The sequence below is a fragment of the Limosilactobacillus caccae genome (assembly GCF_900156885.1).
Lineage (GTDB): Bacteria > Bacillota > Bacilli > Lactobacillales > Lactobacillaceae > Limosilactobacillus > Limosilactobacillus caccae.
This window is the reverse complement of record NZ_FTOY01000011.1, coordinates 758,908-774,039: the sequence shown is the minus strand read 5'-3', so window position 1 is coordinate 774,039 and position 15,132 is coordinate 758,908. Positions and strand designations below refer to the sequence as shown.

At 37.2% G+C, this 15,132-nt stretch carries 21 protein-coding genes and 1 pseudogene; 20 read left to right on the top strand and 2 right to left on the bottom strand.

All coding sequences use genetic code 11. The annotated features are described in order from the left end of the window. The first annotated feature begins 46 nt into the window (after positions 1–46). The 9 genes from CZ502_RS09730 to CZ502_RS10715 all read left to right on the top strand — a co-directional run bounded on the left by CZ502_RS09730 (position 47) and on the right by CZ502_RS10715 (position 6,319). The gene (locus CZ502_RS09730) at positions 47–259 is read left to right on the top strand and encodes a crAss001_48 related protein (protein WP_076462033.1); all 213 of its coding nucleotides are present in this window, start codon (positions 47–49) and stop codon (positions 257–259) included. A 157-nt stretch (positions 260–416) separates the two neighbouring features. Next, positions 417–890, top strand: coding sequence for an ArpU family phage packaging/lysis transcriptional regulator (locus CZ502_RS09725; protein ID WP_076462031.1), 474 nt, complete (start codon positions 417–419; stop codon positions 888–890). An 817-nt stretch (positions 891–1,707) separates the two neighbouring features. Beyond that, entirely contained in the window at positions 1,708–2,631 is a 924-nt protein-coding gene (locus CZ502_RS09720) for a Kiwa anti-phage protein KwaB-like domain-containing protein (RefSeq protein WP_076462029.1), read from the top strand. A gap of 2 nt (positions 2,632–2,633) precedes the next feature. Continuing rightward, a complete protein-coding gene (locus CZ502_RS09715) occupies positions 2,634–3,191 on the top strand; it encodes a KwaA family protein (protein WP_225420900.1) in 558 nt (185 codons plus the stop codon). A gap of 441 nt (positions 3,192–3,632) precedes the next feature. Then, a complete protein-coding gene (locus CZ502_RS09710) occupies positions 3,633–3,812 on the top strand; it encodes a hypothetical protein (protein ID WP_076462027.1) in 180 nt (59 codons plus the stop codon). 454 nt (positions 3,813–4,266) lie between these two features. Continuing rightward, the gene (locus CZ502_RS10810) at positions 4,267–4,437 is read left to right on the top strand and encodes a hypothetical protein (protein WP_163621917.1); all 171 of its coding nucleotides are present in this window, start codon (positions 4,267–4,269) and stop codon (positions 4,435–4,437) included. A 293-nt stretch (positions 4,438–4,730) separates the two neighbouring features. After that, entirely contained in the window at positions 4,731–5,516 is a 786-nt protein-coding gene (locus CZ502_RS09700; RefSeq protein WP_438267734.1) for an AAA family ATPase, read from the top strand. A 183-nt stretch (positions 5,517–5,699) separates the two neighbouring features. Continuing rightward, entirely contained in the window at positions 5,700–6,167 is a 468-nt protein-coding gene (locus tag CZ502_RS09695; protein ID WP_013924020.1) for a phage terminase small subunit P27 family, read from the top strand. After that, positions 6,167–6,319, top strand: a complete 153-nt coding sequence (locus CZ502_RS10715) for a hypothetical protein (protein ID WP_159434561.1) — start codon at positions 6,167–6,169, stop codon at positions 6,317–6,319. Before CZ502_RS09695 ends, CZ502_RS10715 begins: the two co-directional genes overlap by 1 nt. A gap of 14 nt (positions 6,320–6,333) precedes the next feature. Here CZ502_RS10715 and CZ502_RS09690 read toward each other — a convergent pair whose 3' ends face one another. Together CZ502_RS09690 and CZ502_RS09685 are read right to left on the bottom strand one after the other, a co-directional pair. Beyond that, positions 6,334–7,230 (bottom strand): IS3 family transposase, encoded by an 897-nt coding sequence (locus tag CZ502_RS09690; protein WP_076459536.1) that lies wholly within the window; start codon positions 7,228–7,230, stop codon positions 6,334–6,336. After that, a complete protein-coding gene (locus CZ502_RS09685; RefSeq protein ID WP_076459537.1) occupies positions 7,230–7,763 on the bottom strand; it encodes a helix-turn-helix domain-containing protein in 534 nt (177 codons plus the stop codon). Before CZ502_RS09685 ends, CZ502_RS09690 begins: the two co-directional genes overlap by 1 nt. Before the next feature lie 55 nt (positions 7,764–7,818). Between CZ502_RS09685 and CZ502_RS09680 the strand changes: the two are divergent. The 11 genes and pseudogenes from CZ502_RS09680 to CZ502_RS09630 all read left to right on the top strand — a co-directional run. Then, positions 7,819–9,399 (top strand): annotated as a pseudogene (locus CZ502_RS09680) (terminase large subunit); the annotation flags it as partial. Further along, on the top strand, positions 9,380–9,781 hold the full coding sequence (locus CZ502_RS09675; protein ID WP_076462021.1) for a hypothetical protein: 402 nt from the start codon (positions 9,380–9,382) through the stop codon (positions 9,779–9,781). The pseudogene CZ502_RS09680 and the gene CZ502_RS09675, both read left to right, overlap by 20 nt. After that, entirely contained in the window at positions 9,759–9,914 is a 156-nt protein-coding gene (locus CZ502_RS11000; RefSeq protein ID WP_081120407.1) for a DUF1056 family protein, read from the top strand. Before CZ502_RS09675 ends, CZ502_RS11000 begins: the two co-directional genes overlap by 23 nt. 6 nt (positions 9,915–9,920) lie before the next feature. Further along, complete coding sequence (locus CZ502_RS09665) at positions 9,921–11,180, top strand: phage portal protein (protein ID WP_076462019.1); 1,260 nt, start codon at positions 9,921–9,923, stop codon at positions 11,178–11,180. Further along, positions 11,119–11,772, top strand: coding sequence for an HK97 family phage prohead protease (locus CZ502_RS09660; RefSeq protein ID WP_076462018.1), 654 nt, complete (start codon positions 11,119–11,121; stop codon positions 11,770–11,772). Before CZ502_RS09665 ends, CZ502_RS09660 begins: the two co-directional genes overlap by 62 nt. Next, entirely contained in the window at positions 11,773–12,915 is a 1,143-nt protein-coding gene (locus CZ502_RS09655) for a phage major capsid protein (protein ID WP_076462016.1), read from the top strand. A gap of 141 nt (positions 12,916–13,056) precedes the next feature. Continuing rightward, on the top strand, positions 13,057–13,470 hold the full coding sequence (locus tag CZ502_RS09650) for a head-tail connector protein (RefSeq protein ID WP_076462014.1): 414 nt from the start codon (positions 13,057–13,059) through the stop codon (positions 13,468–13,470). Beyond that, the gene (locus tag CZ502_RS09645; RefSeq protein WP_076462012.1) at positions 13,373–13,726 is read left to right on the top strand and encodes a phage head completion protein; all 354 of its coding nucleotides are present in this window, start codon (positions 13,373–13,375) and stop codon (positions 13,724–13,726) included. Before CZ502_RS09650 ends, CZ502_RS09645 begins: the two co-directional genes overlap by 98 nt. Next, positions 13,710–14,084 (top strand): HK97-gp10 family putative phage morphogenesis protein, encoded by a 375-nt coding sequence (locus CZ502_RS09640; protein WP_076462010.1) that lies wholly within the window; start codon positions 13,710–13,712, stop codon positions 14,082–14,084. The genes CZ502_RS09645 and CZ502_RS09640 overlap by 17 nt, the downstream gene beginning before the upstream one ends. Next, complete coding sequence (locus tag CZ502_RS09635; protein WP_076462008.1) at positions 14,081–14,500, top strand: hypothetical protein; 420 nt, start codon at positions 14,081–14,083, stop codon at positions 14,498–14,500. The genes CZ502_RS09640 and CZ502_RS09635 overlap by 4 nt, the downstream gene beginning before the upstream one ends. Next, a complete protein-coding gene (locus CZ502_RS09630; protein WP_076462004.1) occupies positions 14,500–15,129 on the top strand; it encodes a major tail protein in 630 nt (209 codons plus the stop codon). The genes CZ502_RS09635 and CZ502_RS09630 overlap by 1 nt, the downstream gene beginning before the upstream one ends. Positions 15,130–15,132 lie beyond the last annotated feature (3 nt).

The following is a 15,132-nucleotide window of genomic DNA, read 5'->3' as shown; positions in this document are numbered from 1 at the left end:
CAAGCAAACTTTGAGGAACGGCGAACTAATCAAGTGAGGAAATACAATGACAAGTAAACGAAAAGTACTTCAGCAATTATCAAAGGAGCGAAAGTATCTGTTAGGCAAGATCGACCGATTAGCTCAATTTATTGTTAAAGAGGGACCAAAGCTTTCATCCCCATTAGAATTAACAATGCTAAATGCACAGCTAAGGTTAATGCAAGCTTATTTAGAAAGCTTGGATGCAAGAATTATTTATCTGAGGGATGAGCAATAATGAATCTTCAATCTTTTGCATTAATCTTTTCGGTAGTGTCATTGATTATTGTTCTAGTATTATCTAGATACTAAATAAAAAAGCGCACCACAGTAATGGCACGCTCCTTCAAATTATCAAACATAAATATTATATCAAAATGGGGAGAGTGCTAAAAGTGGGGCTTTTGAAAGAATTAGATGTTGACGGAACTACTGACAATGTTCGTTACTTCTTCAAGGACGAATATGCACGCTTATGTCGCTTAGCAGGTGGAGGAATCAAGCTAACATCCCCACAAATTGACGGAATGCCAAGAGCAAGTGCCACTGGTAATTCGATGGAAAATCAAATGGTTAAAGTTGCTAATTACCATCTCTTGGTTGAGACAATCGCTCAAGCACTCAACGCATGCAGTCTTAGAAGTAGGCGAATATTAATTGCTAAGTTTATTGAAAATAAAAAAGATTGGGAAGTAGCTAATCAGATTGGTTATGAGAAAACACGCTATTATCATTACTTAAAAATTGCTTGTAGTGAGTTTGCGGATACGCTGGAAAGATATACTAGTTTGCTCGGGGATGCTGACTTACTAGAAGACCTTCATGCATACAAGAACGAAAAAAGTGAACAAACAGTGAACTATGAGTGAACTTCAAGACCGTTTTTAAGTGCGAAAATGATATTGTCGGAAGGTTAGCGATGTAGCCTTGTGACCCCCAATTGTGCCTGAGCAAGCCTTTAACTACTCAAATTTAGGATTCTGGCTTTAAGGAAAGAGATTTCTATGCTTAATACCACACGGGATCTCTTGTTAAGCTTGAGTGTGGATCAGATGTTTGACTGACTGATGGGTCTGAGCCCCATAATCCACGTTGAGACTATCATTAACTTCAAAAATAAATTTACGGTAACGATTAAATTTGGTTTGTGCGTTTTGGAAGATTGGAAGATCTCCTTTATCATTAAATTTACATGCTACTCTGATAGTCTCGTAGCAACCGTGCTGTGATCAGCAGAAGAGTACGTAATCTAACTCAGCGGCTAAAGGATTACCGTATGAATGGACAGCAATACTGTTACAGGAGTAGGCGGAAAACTACGACCGGGTGCGGTGATTGTGTGGTCCTGATTATACTTAGGCTTCAAGGCTGTATGGGTGCAAAGCCCTACTAAGTTTTTATATCATGATTATCAGAAGAAAGGAGGTAAATTTTGCAGCTCCTTCTTCACCCGTACATTGATAATTATGGTATATAGCAATGTAAACGGGTCACATTGCTAGCTAAGATCCACGGTGGGCACACATTACTCAGTCTTGTGTGACAAAAGTACAGTTCGAATCTGTCTCTTAGCTATTGTCCGCGATGACGCTAAACTATATCCCGATATTATTTCATTTAGAGAGCTTAGTTGCTCTCTTTTTTTTGGTAAAATGATAATGAAATAATAAATTGGGAGAGAATGATATGAATCTTGATGAGATGCTAGACGTTGTTAAAAAAGTTGATTCAGATGATGTGAATCTTTATATGGTTCACAATGTTAATAGTATAAAAGGAAGAGGCTATAGTGTAGTAAACCCAACAATTGGGAATACTTTCAAGCAGCAGCTTCAATCTATTGCGCAAGATGAACTAACTAGGTATGAAGGGTGCCCTCAAGCTCAGTATAATCCAACTGGAACGCTTGATAATGTTGTAGAAAAAGCTAAAGTTAAATCAGTAAAACCGATTAGTACATTAAAAGAAGCTTTGGATAAGCCACTTCAAAAATTTAATTTTAATAATGATAGTTTTAACTGTTTTATTTATGAATTTCCATATAAAGATAAGAATGGTGAATTAAAATCTCTGCTAGTTTTTAGACGAACAAAAAAGTTTAAAAGTTTCAAGAAGGGATTTATAGGTTACCTAAATGCTGGAACGTTTCAAAAACTAAAAAATAGTGACATGCTTGCAACAGATGAATATATTGACTTTATTATGGATGAAGAGGATATTTATATTTTTCAACATATTTCTTTTGAAAGAATCTTTAATCTTCGTAGTAAATTTGTTGAGAAGGCTAAGTCTGTACTAAGTAATACAAAATTAGCCGATAAAATTGAGAATTTTGACAAACTGAGGGAAGAAGCTTTAGATAATCAAAGCTATGTCAAAAGACTCGCAAAGCTGAGTAAAGGGAAAAATGATGCAGCATTATTTTTGGAAGACTTAGATGCTACTAAAAAGGTAATTAATGACTTTAATTTAGATATTAAATTTAATGAGGCAGGTGACAAGCTAGTCTTCCGTGGAGAAAGTCAGGTTGCATCGTTCATAGGTTTAATGCAGGATGCGTATTATCAAACGTTAATTGGGAAACATAAAGGTATGGATAAGAGGCGATAATAATGATTAGCAAGATGCCTGATTTGGTATTTAGATGGGTATTATTTGTTTCATCTTATATCCCAATTTTTATAATGATTTTTTTATCAAATTTAAAAAAGTTTACTTTAACTGAATTTAAAAAGGCATGGAAGCTTAATCCGGTTTTTTGGTGGGTATTGATTATACTAACAATAGTATCTTTATTGATTTTGGTTTTCTGGCTTTGTCTATTAAAAAAACAAGCTAGATTAAAAAATAAGAGTGTTAAAGTAGATAATTATGTTCTAAAAGATTCAGATGTATTAAATTATTTTGTAACATATATTATTCCTATACTTTCGTTAAAACCTGAAAGTTTGCCGTCAATTATTATGAATTTAATACTAATTATTATAGAAGGTATATATTTTGTAGGGAATAATGCAGTATATTATAATGTAATGCTAATTGCAGTTGGTTATCATATTTACTCTTTTGGTGATGGTAATATAATAATTACAAGATTATCGAAACAGGACTTAATTTTTGAAAAAAAAGATGCTAAGCAAATAGGTACAACTAATATCTACTATATTTAGAATTTAGGTTATAGTTGGTTGAAAAATTCAAATAAAAAGCCGACAGGTCAACGCTTGCCGGCTTTTAAAGTACACAAAAATACATGAATTTTATCCCTAATTTGCTTGACTATACGTTACTAACGTAGTATTATAATAAGTGAAGGGAGGGATAAAGATTAGAACAGATAGACGTAAGAGATTACAAAAAGAACGTCGAGAAGATATTAAATTTTATCTCAGCATTGCAAGCTTCATAATATCCATCTTGACGTTCTTATTTAAGTAATCTGACACCAGCAAGGGTTCCAACAAAGCCCTTGTTTAGGTGTATATAAATTATACCATGTTCTAGTCTTGCCTGTTATGAAAAGAGAAACTAAGGATAACATTTCAATTGTGCTTTCTATTTTAGCTATTATTATTTGTATTGCCACTTGGATATTAAAGTAGGTGAGTGACATGGCAGAAAATAAAACAAGCGAAGCACAATTAAAGGCAGCCAAGAAATGGAACGATAAAAATAAAGATAAGCAGCGTGTTTACCGTTACCGTTCATATGCTCGTAAGTATGTACGAGATATTGCAAGCCAGGATGATTTATTAGAACTACGCAAGATGATTGATGAGAGGTTAAGTTAAGACGATAGCTGATTGGCTACCGTCTTTTATTCCGCAAATAAAAAGCCGACAGGTCAACGCTTGCCGGCTAAATTTATACTCAAAAAGATTTGTTTTTCTATTGTTGTTTATATGTTAATAAGGTATAATGATAGATGTAGATGAGGTAAGGAGTCGCGACCTTATCAATATTCTACAGCGATCCGGCGACAGCCTTTCTATCCGGATGGAGGCGAGTTCAATGGATGAAAGAGTATATCTGGAAATATGAGGATGCAGTTATCGTTAATGCTCTCGTAGCAATATCAATTGCAAGTATCAACTTTGCAATTGCATATGCGATAATAAAAAAAGCTAATCGCAAATAGCGGTTAGCCAGCAAACTCGTTTTTCCGGATCGCAAAGGGACGAGAGGTAGCAGCTCTTGTCCTTTTGCATATACAGTATACCATATTAATGTTAGAAGGTCGATATTATGGTTAGTGAAGCACAACAAAGGGCCAAGAAGAAGTGGGACGATAAGAACAAGGATAAGAACCGGATATATCGTTACCGTTCATACGCTCGTAAGTTTATCCGTGATTTGGCTACTGATGACGACTTGAAAGAATTAGACGAACTAATACATAAAAGATTAGATGATTAAGGCGATAGAAAATGGCTACCGTCTTTTATTTTGCACTCAACATAAAAGCATCCCCATAAAACTATTTGGGGTCGGCTAGGTAACAAAAAATAGGAATCACCTCCCAAGTAAATTGTGAGGAGGTGATTCCCAATGAATAACTTAAACTTTACTCTATTAATCCTATTACTTATTTTAATTGAGGTCAAGAAGTAAGCTGACCCCAAGGAGGCTCTTGCCTCTTGCGAGCCAAGCGCCTTTACTGCAACAAAGATCTTTACGGCCATACATATATCAGAAAGGGGATGAGTATATTGAAACCAACCAAGCTAGCCTTTGTCAATGGGAAGCCAACACTAGTATCCTATGACAAGGTAGTTCGCAAGGATAACGACAAAGCATATAACTTTCATCGTAATGTTGAAGAGAATGATTACGTTAAGTTCTATCACTCAACAGAATGGAAGCATAAGCGACAAGAGATACTTGAACGTGATTATGGATTGTGTCAGCGTTGTGGAATGGATGCAGAACTGGTTGACCATATCATCCCCAGCAAGGACGATTGGAATGATCGACTTAACGATGACAATTTACAATCACTCTGTCGGGGATGTCATAAGATTAAAACGAAACGTGAATGGATGAAACATCATAAAGGATTGGAACGTTATATGAATATCAATATTGTTTGTGGTTTGCCTGCAAGTGGTAAGACAACATATGTAAAGCGACACATGACTGAGCATGATCTTATTTATGATTATGATGAGTTAATGCATGCGTTATCTGGTTTACCAATGCAACAAAGCAATCACGATATCCACGATTACATTACACTATTCTTTGACCAGATGTTACGAAAGCTAAAGGCAGAACAGACATTCAATAATGTTTGGATCATTAAGACATTACCAGATAAGCGGATTGATACATTGCTTAGTAACTATCATCGAATCAATCATATTGTTATCATGACTGATCCAAACGTCTGTGAGGAACGATTACGTGAACGGAAAGAACAAATTTCATTTCAGAAGATTTTGAACGGCTTCAAAACGGCTGATTTTACCGGCTACCGGGTCGTCAAGAATGGATAAGCCCCCCTTCATTTTGAACGGGGGTTAGATTTTTCAAAACGCTGGAACGCACATCGACTTTTTTGCACGATAAATTCCAACAATTTTTCATTTTTTGGCCAGATACTAAAAAATCCCCAAGCTGTTAAAAGCTTGAGGATATGCGTTTCTTGATGCTTTTATCATAGCACGGAGGTGAGCTTTTTGGCAAGAAAGCAAAAATTATTATCACAGTCAACGGGCCACCTTAGAGTGGTTGAACAAGAAGCAAAATATAAGGCAGAATTTATGGCTGCTGATGGTTTACCTGAGTTACAAAAGACTCCGCCGGCACATTTAGATAAAGTGGCCAAAGCGGAATATCGGCGAATTATTGGTTCTATCGGAAAACTGCCATTGCGTAACTTGGACCGGAGCGAACTTGAACTGTATTGTACTTGGTACAGCATTTATAAAGATGCTTCCGTTCAATTAAATAAGGAACAGTCCAAGAAAAGAAAGAACATTGCTAAAATCAATAATGCAATTAAGACGATTGATAAAGCGACTAGGGCAATCAAAGGCCTTGCATCTGATCTTGGACTTAATGTTAATTCACGTCTGCAGATGAATATGCCACAAACCGACAAGGAAGAGCATCAATCCTTGCGTGATAAGTTTAGGATTTCATGATGAATTACGCTAAAGATTATGCTGAAAAGGTCGTGGCTGGCAAAATAATTGCTGGTAAAAAGGTGATTTTAGCTGCAAAAAGATACTTAAATGACCTTAAAAAAGCGGATAATGATGACTTTGAATACTTTGAAGTGCAAGACAAAAGTTAGACAAAATTAAATTATTAAGCTACTAAGGTGTGATTCCGGTATTCAACTGGAGTCATGCCTTTTGTTTTTAAGGTTATTCTGACATTGTTAAAATACTCTACATATTTTTGCGCAAGCTCGGTTAATTCCGCGATGTCTTTACATGGTGGGAAACCAGCCAGTAATTCAGTCTTGAATAAGTGAAAGAAACTTTCAACTGGTGCGTTATCTAAGCAGTTTCCTTTGCGCGACATGCTTTGAATAAACTGATGCTCGGCTAATTTTTGGGTATAGTAACCTAACTGATAGTGCCACCCTTGATCTGAATGAATGATTGGGTGAGCGGCATCAGGTAAATTGTTAATTAATTCTTTTAGTGTTCGTGTAATTAGATCCTTATTCGGGCTATTGCTAATCTGAAGGGCCAGAATTTCTTGACTAGCTTCATCAATCATTACTGAGATGTAAGCCCATTGACGATCTGCTAAGCGAACCTGTGTTACATCAGTATGGATAACACGGTAAGGTCGTTTCTCATTGAATTTTTGTTTCAATTTATTATCCGCAATTTTACCAATCGTACCCTGATAAGATGAATATTTACCATTACGATGGCGATTATATAAACTTACTTGAATGTTTAATTCGTGCATTAACTTGCGAATCGTATCACCAGACAAGTGTATTCCTAATTTATCTAGTTCCATTTGAATACGACGATAGCCCGCGATCCAACGCCCGCGAAACTGAAATCGCTGCGCGATTTGAAGAATCACTTTCTTTACTTCAGTATATTTATCATGATGATTAGCGATTCGGTTACGTTCATCATGATAGGTTGCCTTGGGCAGTTCGATAGCTTTGAGAATATCGCCAACCTTATAACGTTGTTTCTTTGGGCGTTGCGATTGATCGTCCCTGATCTGATCCACTATTTGGGTTTTCTTTCTGGCTTTGAGGGTCCGAACAGGGACAGCGATTTTTTTAAGATATCCCGCTCCAACTTGGTATCGTAAAGTTCTTGATTTTTCTTCGCTAATTCTTCCTTCAATCGTTCTAACTCACTTTTATTGGCGAGTTGACGAACCTGCTTCTTAGTATGTTTCACTTTAGACGGCCTACCTTTCGGGTGAGGCTTCAAGGCTGTAATGCCGTCTCGCGCAAATTGTGAGCGCCAAGTAGAGATTTGAGCTACTAAAATATCAAATCGAGACGCTACTTCAGCCATTGATTCCTCATGAGTTTGGTAGTAGTCTATCACATTTAATTTAAAATCAGTGGTGAATGTTCGTTTGTGTTGACGTTTTTTAAGTGCGTCGACACCGCTCAGCTGGTATCTTTGTACCCATTCAGCGATACGTCGTTCACTAATTTTATATTTTTTACTTAAATCATAAGTACTTTGAGAGGTTGAAAGGTATTCATGGACGATTTGGGCTTTCAGTTCCGCTTTATATTTGGTCATACAAAAAAGTGCCTCCACAATCATTAGACTTTTGTCTAACAATTGTAGGGCACTTCACTTTTATGATAATGAACGAGCTAATAAAGTTATTCAATTCATGGAGATACTTCCAGATCCAAAAACAATGCGAGCATATCCTTTAGCAGATTTTCAGCGGTTCATCATTGCAAATATGTATGGCTGGTGGAAGAAGGATAAACCATCTGAACGACGCTTTAGTAAAGGAATGCTATCAATGGCTCGAAAGAATGGTAAGTCGATTCTTATTTCCGGAATTGCATTGTATGAGTTCTTGATGGGTAACTCACCCGAATTCTCTCGGCAAATATTTTGTACTGCTAACGACAAAAAGCAAGCGAATATCGTTTTTAATATGATTAAGAAACGCTTGAATGCTCTACGTTCTAGTGATGGTGATACAAAACGTGGAACAAAGGTTAACCGTGACCTTATTAGTAACTTAGATGATTATTCTTATGTTCGTTCTCTTTCTAAGGAAACTGGAACGGTTGATGGTTTTGAACCTCATGTTGGAATCCTGGACGAGTATGCTGCAAGTAAGACCACTGAAATGATGGAATTACTAGAATCCGGTCAGGCTTTACTTCATAACTCACTTATTATGATTATTTCAACAGCCGGCTTTGACTTGAATGTTCCAATGCATACAATTGAATATCCCTATGCGACGAAGGTTTTGAAAGGTGAAATTACTGATGATACTTATTTTGCCTACATTGCTGAACAAGATAATGTATCAGAAGTTGATGATAAAAGTACCTGGATTAAATCTAATCCAATACTGAGTGTCCCAGCTTTACAAGACCAAGTATATGGGTATTTAGCAAAGCGGTGGAAAGAAGCTAAACAGAAAGGAACAAAGAATTCTGTTCTAGTTAAGAATTTTAATATGTGGCGACAAGCCGAAGAGGATAGTTATATGGATATAGATACTTGGAATGCAGCGCAAATTGATCCAATTGACATTGATGGACAACGGGTTTGGTTTGGAATTGACGTTGGTAAATCTTCTGACTTATATGCCATTAGCTGGCTAATTCCGCAAGAAGGGTATTGGTATGCTAATTCTTATGCCTTTGTTGGGACTAAGTATGGTTTGGAAGCCAAGATTAAAGCAGACCGGCTAGATTATGTCCGATTACAGGGGATGGGCCAATGTGAAATTACGAAACTTGAGTCAGGGGTAATTGATGTTGAGCGAGTTTATGAATGGTTAGATGGATTTGTCAGAGAACATAACCTTGATGTTCAGGCTATTTGCTATGACCCAGCTCAATACGGAACCTTATTAACACAGATTGAAAAGGGACACCCAGAATGGCAACAAATATCTGTTCGACAAGGAACGATAACTCTTTCAATGCCGACTAAACAATTTAGGGATGACGTTTTAGATAAACGAATTCGTCATTCTGGTAATGAAATTTTAACTGGTGCAATGGCTAACGCAATTCTTAAATCAGATAATAATGGTGTGCGGATTGATAAGAACCGTTATTCAAATAAGATTGATGCTGCTGATGCTTTACTTGATGCCTATGCAATTTGTTTTCGTGAAAACATTGATGATTATTTAACAGATGAGGATGTGTTTAATGATGACTTCGGATTTTAGTGGAGGTATCAGACTTATTAATCAGACTGAGGAAAAATATGATAAATATATTTTGTGTGCCAATAGTAAGGAATCCCATAAAAGAATGAACCGCGACATTCATGTGCTTACTTCATACTATGGAGCTATTACCGTTCAACAATTTAATTGCCTTATATATATTAACGATGAAGTGTACCATTACATTTACCCAGAAATTGCTGATGGTATTGAAAAGGTAGACGAATTAGAAGTAGATACTTCGGCAATACAATTACTTCCCGTTAAAGAACTAATGACATATATTTCAACGTTCAAGATTAATATTTGTCTTACTAAAGAACGAGTCGCACTTAGGGATAAGACTGCAGGTGAATTAAATGAAATTCTGGAAACTAAATGAACCAATTCTCCTATTTTTATTAGCTTGTATCTGTTTAGCAGTTACAGGCTTTTTATTTTCCACGAAGATTGGCTTGTTGATTATCTCAATTGAATTATTCGTAATGGCTTTTATCTCTTATGAAAGGGGGTGAAGTTGAGTGTTATTCCATACCGAGAAACGCGACTGGGCACAAGATTATATCGATAAGGGAATTCTTCCTGGGTTTAGCAATATGCCATCTTATAGTGGAATCGGTGCTCTTAGAAACTCTGATGTGCTAACTGCAGTCTCTCATGTTGCTAGTAATGTGGCCCGATTTCCGATTGTCATTTTGGATGATGATAAGAATGCGGTAAAGAATATCAAAAGTGTTGATTATTTGCTGAATAAGCACCCAAACGATATGTTATCTGCTTATCATTGGCGTTTCCTAATGACAGTTAATGCGATTCTAACAGGGGATGGTTTTTCACGGATAATTCGTGATCCTCATACAAAAGCACCGTTAGAAATACAATATTTTCCACCATCGCAAACCTATATTGATGATTCTGATGTAATGAATATTAAGTACGAATTTACACCCATCAATCAAAAAGGCGGTGGTCAAACAATCGTTGTGCCGGCTGAAGATGTAATTCATTTTATGTTCTTTACCTACGATGGTATTCATGGCCGGTCGCCATTGTTGTCTTTGGCTGATGAGATTGGGTTACAGGATGATGGAATTAAAACATTACGGCGGTTCTTTAAATCAGGTCTTAAAGGTGGATTGCTAAAAGCTAAGGGTAAGTTAAGTCCGGAAGCGCGGCTTAAAACACGAAAAGATTTTGAATATTCCCAACGTAATAGTAATGCAGGTAGTCCCATTATTATTGATGATCGATTTGAATATTCACCAATTGAAGTTGACACTAATGTTTTGCAACTAATTAATAGCAACAACTATTCAACTGCTCAAATTGCCAAAGCGTTGCATATTCCGGCATATAAATTAGCAGTTAATAGTCCTAACCAATCGATTAAACAATTAAATGAAGACTTCATTACTTCTGATTTACCTTATTACTTCAAGCCGATTGCAAGTAACCTGGAAATGACAATGCTGACTGATCGGCAACGTCATAACTGCCACATTGAATTTGATACTCGCAAAGAAACGGGGATGTCGATGGATGATGTACAAAAAGGAGTTACGAATAACGTTATTACTCCTAATGAGGGACGAGTTCGGATGGGATTAGTCAAATCTGATAATCCAGACTTAGATCGCTTCCAATCAACTTTGAATACTGTCTTCCTTGATAAAAAAGAAGAGTATCAGAAACAATCAACAGCGAAGGGAGGTGGAATCGATGACAAGCGACTTGGAAACTCGACAGTTAATGATGCCAATTCAGATGAGAACGGCAACTGATGAAGATGATGAACCAGTAATTGAAGGTTATGCAGCCAAATACAATAAGCCATCCGAAGTTTTGGGTGGCTTTACTCGTTTTATTGAGCAAATTGCTCCAGGAGCGTTCGATGATGCTGATATGTCAAATGTAGTGGCAACGATCAATCATGATCCTAACCAGGTATTGGGACGATCAGGGGTGAATCTGACTTTATCTTCTGATGCAATTGGCTTGAAATTCACTGTTAAGCCAACTGATACATCATTTGCCCGTGATTTGATCGCCAATATCAAGGCAGGCGTTATTAATCAATGCAGCTTTGCTTTTACGGTGGCCAATACAGATGAGGCCCAAGATTGGGAAGAATCTGACCAGGATGGAGTTGATTATGAACGCACTATTCGACAAATTGAGCGTTTGTTCGATGTATCAGTAGTTACGACACCTGCTTATCCTGATACAGAAGTTCAAGTTGGTCAGCGTTCAATCAATATGGTTAAGCAGATGCAAAGCAAAGAAAATAGAGATGCTACTGACCAGAAACGTAAAAAGATGTTACGTGAATTAGAACGACAAGAATTATTGAAGACACTAGAAGGAGGAAATTAAATGTTTCGCGAAAAAATTAAAGAATTGCTTGCTCAAAAAGAAGGTAAGCGAACATTAATTAACGAAAAAACTAATGAAATGCGCCAACTACTCTCAAATGAAGACACAACTGATGAAGACTTAACACGAGCTAAGTCATTACGTTCTGAAATTGAAGCTGCTGAAAAGGAAGTTCGGAGTATTGAAGATGACCTTAAGCTTTACCGTAAAGCAGCTAAGGGTAATCCAGCTCCAGATCCTCATAAGCGTTCCCAAAATAACGAGGACGAAAATGAAGAAAAACGTAATTTCAATGCATATCTTCACCAAGAACATCGTGATGGTACTACTGGAATTACTTCTTCAGACGCAAGCGTTACTATTCCTGAATCAATCATTTACAATCCTGAAAATGAAATTAAAACAGTAACTGATCTTAGCCAATTTGTTCAAGTATTTAACGCCACAACTGCTTCTGGTAGTTATCCAATTCTTAAAAAGGCAACTGCTCAAATGCATACTGTTGAAGAACTTGCAAAGAATCCTGATCTTCAAAAACCTGAATTTCTTAAGGTAGCATGGCAAATTGAGACCTATCGTGGAGCAATTCCTATTTCACAAGAATCGATTGATGATTCAGCAATTGATTTAACTGGATTAGTTGCTCGAAACGCAAAAGAACAATCCTTAAATACAAAGAATGCGGCTATTGCTACAATTTTTAAGGGATTTTCAGCTAAGACCGTTGATGGCTCTAATGCAATCGATGACCTAAAGAAAATTTGGAATGTCGATTTAGATGTGGCTTACAATAAGATGATTATTGCTAGCCAAAGCTTCTACAACTGGCTTGATACATTGAAAGATAAGAATGGACGTTACTTACTTCAAGATAGTATTTCTAGTCCGTCTGGTAAAGCGGTCTCTGGAATCAACGTTGCTGTAATTGAAGATGACTTATTTGGAGCAAAGGGTGAAGCTCATGCCTTTGTTGGTGATCCATACCGTGCAATTATTTTAGCAAATCGAAAAGATCTCCAGGTACGGTGGGTTGATAATGACATTTATGGTCAATATCTCCAAGCGGTTCTTCGTTTAGATGTGAAGAAGGCCGATGAAAACGCTGGTTACTTTGTTACTGGTCCATCAGCAGCGTCAAAATAACGCCGTCCGACAACGGGGCGGACGTTAAACCGACTAGTGCTGATACGGTAGACACAATCAAAAAGTACTTAGATGATCATGGAATTGCCTATACTTCAACCGATACTAAGGATCAACTGTTAGCAAAGCTAGGTGAGTAGGATGGAAACAGACCACACTTTCTCGAGTGATGAACAATTCTTTGCCAATCTAAAAAACTACTGCAAAATTGACCAGGACTTTGATGATGAAATTCTTAAAATAATTGTTGATGCTGCCGCATTGATGATTGCAAGGGCAATTAAATGGGAGAGTAAGCCTGCTGACTACTCTGACGAACCGCGATTCAAAATTGCTCTCATGAAGCAGGTGAAAGAGGACTTCTATGAACGAGGAATTACTGCAGATAGTTACCGGCCAGTTCTTTCATCAGGAATTGATGGACTTATCAATCAAATAAGTAGTGAGGTGAATACCGATGAAACTACGGAACATGACGGAACGGATAACATTTTACTCAGTTCAAATGGGGATCAATCCGGAAACCCATCGACCAATCAAGGATCAGAAAATTAAGGAATTTACCGTGTGGTCAGAAGTTCCTAAGCTGTCAGTCCGTGAATTTGTCCAAAACAGTTCAAACGTGGGGTTCAGAAAAGAATCACCCACGTTTTTGATTGCCTTCAAAACTCGTAAGGAAATTCAATCGAATTGGTTAATTAACTGGCGAGGAAAATGGTATAAAATCACGGGGATGGATCCTGATTATGCAAAGCGAGATCTAACTAAAATTACTGCCCAGGAGGTTATCCAAAATGGCAGTGACCGGTGAAACAGAGTTAATTGCTAACTTAAATAAACTTGAAAAGACGGAAGAAAAGAAAGCACGAAAAGCAACCCGTGATGGTGCTAAAGTCTTTCAAGAAAAATTAAAAGAAGTTACTCCAGTTGCAAAGAGTGGTGATCACTCTAATATGACCCCCTTAGCTGAACATACCAAACACGGTAATTTGAAAACTAGTGATGGTGATTATTCAATGGATGTTGGTTATGACAAAGAAAAAGGTTGGATTGCTCACTTTCCTAATGCAGGAACTTCTAAGCAACATCCACAGCACTTTATTGAAAAAGCACGGGCACAATCTAAAAAAGAGATACTTGCTAAATATATTGAGGACTTGAAAGTATGAAAACTCCGGAGATACAAGTAGCCGATTATCTGACGAATGATGAACGCTTAGTCACAATGATGGATGAGTTGCGACAAGATAAATTATCATATGTTCCAATTTTTACTAGTACGCCTGATGATCCATTTATTAAAGCGAGTTCAGCACCGTGGATTCGGATTACTCCCATACCTGGGGATGATGCGATCTATAGTGACGATGCTCGCTTTTTTGAATACCCACGTGTACAAGTTGATTTTTGGATTCGTGAAGAGAATGATGACCGGCTAATGGATATTCAAGAACGAATATATGAAATCCTCCACAGTCATGGCTTTGAACGTTACTACAAGAATTCTTATCCGGATCCGGACTTGGATAATTGCATAATGGTTACGGCCAACTTTGAAGGGTTTGAAGAAAGGAATGATATTTAATGGGAACACCAAATGCAAAAGTTGCTAAGTTTGGGGCCTCTAATTTTGAATATGGGGTACTAGATGAAAATGAAAAAATTAAAGATACCCGTAAAATTAGTGGATTAAGCGAAGTGAAGCTTGAGCTAACTAATGAATTAAAAACGTTAGCCGCTGATGATGGACCATATTTGGTTCTATCTGGTGGAATTACGGAAGCTAAGGAGACAATCAATATTTATGATGTTGATTCCCAAATGAAGAAAGATTTCTATGGGATTGATATTCAAGATGGTACAGAAGTTTATACTAAGAACCTTGTGCCAAATTATGTGGCCACAATGTTCCGGACAAAGCTTTCTAATGGAAAACATTGCTGGGTTGGTTTAACCAAGGGAATGTTCTCTCTACCTGGTATTTCTACTAAAACCCAAGATGGGGCACCAGACCCAGAGGCCGATGAAATCGAAGGTAATTTTGTTCCGCGTGGGGATGCAGATACTGGAACCATTCTTTTAATCGGTCGGGAAGATAATGAGGGATTTGATTTTACTAAGTTCCATAAAATGGTCTTTGGGGAAACCGCTCCAGTAGTTCCTCCAACTGATGCAGATGGTACTAAGTCAGGAACTGTTGTTGATCACGGATAAATA

Coding starts and splice junctions, on each gene's coding strand:
- CZ502_RS09730 (WP_076462033.1), top strand. CDS start 47: ATGACAAGTAAACGAAAAGTACTTCAGCAATTATCAAAGGAGCGAAAG.
- CZ502_RS09720 (WP_076462029.1), top strand. CDS start 1,708: ATGAATCTTGATGAGATGCTAGACGTTGTTAAAAAAGTTGATTCAGAT.
- CZ502_RS09715 (WP_225420900.1), top strand. CDS start 2,634: ATGATTAGCAAGATGCCTGATTTGGTATTTAGATGGGTATTATTTGTT.
- CZ502_RS09710 (WP_076462027.1), top strand. CDS start 3,633: ATGGCAGAAAATAAAACAAGCGAAGCACAATTAAAGGCAGCCAAGAAA.
- CZ502_RS10810 (WP_163621917.1), top strand. CDS start 4,267: ATGGTTAGTGAAGCACAACAAAGGGCCAAGAAGAAGTGGGACGATAAG.
- CZ502_RS10715 (WP_159434561.1), top strand. CDS start 6,167: ATGAATTACGCTAAAGATTATGCTGAAAAGGTCGTGGCTGGCAAAATA.
- CZ502_RS09685 (WP_076459537.1), bottom strand. CDS start 7,763: ATGACCAAATATAAAGCGGAACTGAAAGCCCAAATCGTCCATGAATAC.
- CZ502_RS09675 (WP_076462021.1), top strand. CDS start 9,380: ATGATGACTTCGGATTTTAGTGGAGGTATCAGACTTATTAATCAGACT.
- CZ502_RS11000 (WP_081120407.1), top strand. CDS start 9,759: ATGAAATTCTGGAAACTAAATGAACCAATTCTCCTATTTTTATTAGCT.
- CZ502_RS09660 (WP_076462018.1), top strand. CDS start 11,119: ATGACAAGCGACTTGGAAACTCGACAGTTAATGATGCCAATTCAGATG.
- CZ502_RS09655 (WP_076462016.1), top strand. CDS start 11,773: ATGTTTCGCGAAAAAATTAAAGAATTGCTTGCTCAAAAAGAAGGTAAG.
- CZ502_RS09650 (WP_076462014.1), top strand. CDS start 13,057: ATGGAAACAGACCACACTTTCTCGAGTGATGAACAATTCTTTGCCAAT.
- CZ502_RS09645 (WP_076462012.1), top strand. CDS start 13,373: ATGAAACTACGGAACATGACGGAACGGATAACATTTTACTCAGTTCAA.
- CZ502_RS09640 (WP_076462010.1), top strand. CDS start 13,710: ATGGCAGTGACCGGTGAAACAGAGTTAATTGCTAACTTAAATAAACTT.
- CZ502_RS09635 (WP_076462008.1), top strand. CDS start 14,081: ATGAAAACTCCGGAGATACAAGTAGCCGATTATCTGACGAATGATGAA.
- CZ502_RS09630 (WP_076462004.1), top strand. CDS start 14,500: ATGGGAACACCAAATGCAAAAGTTGCTAAGTTTGGGGCCTCTAATTTT.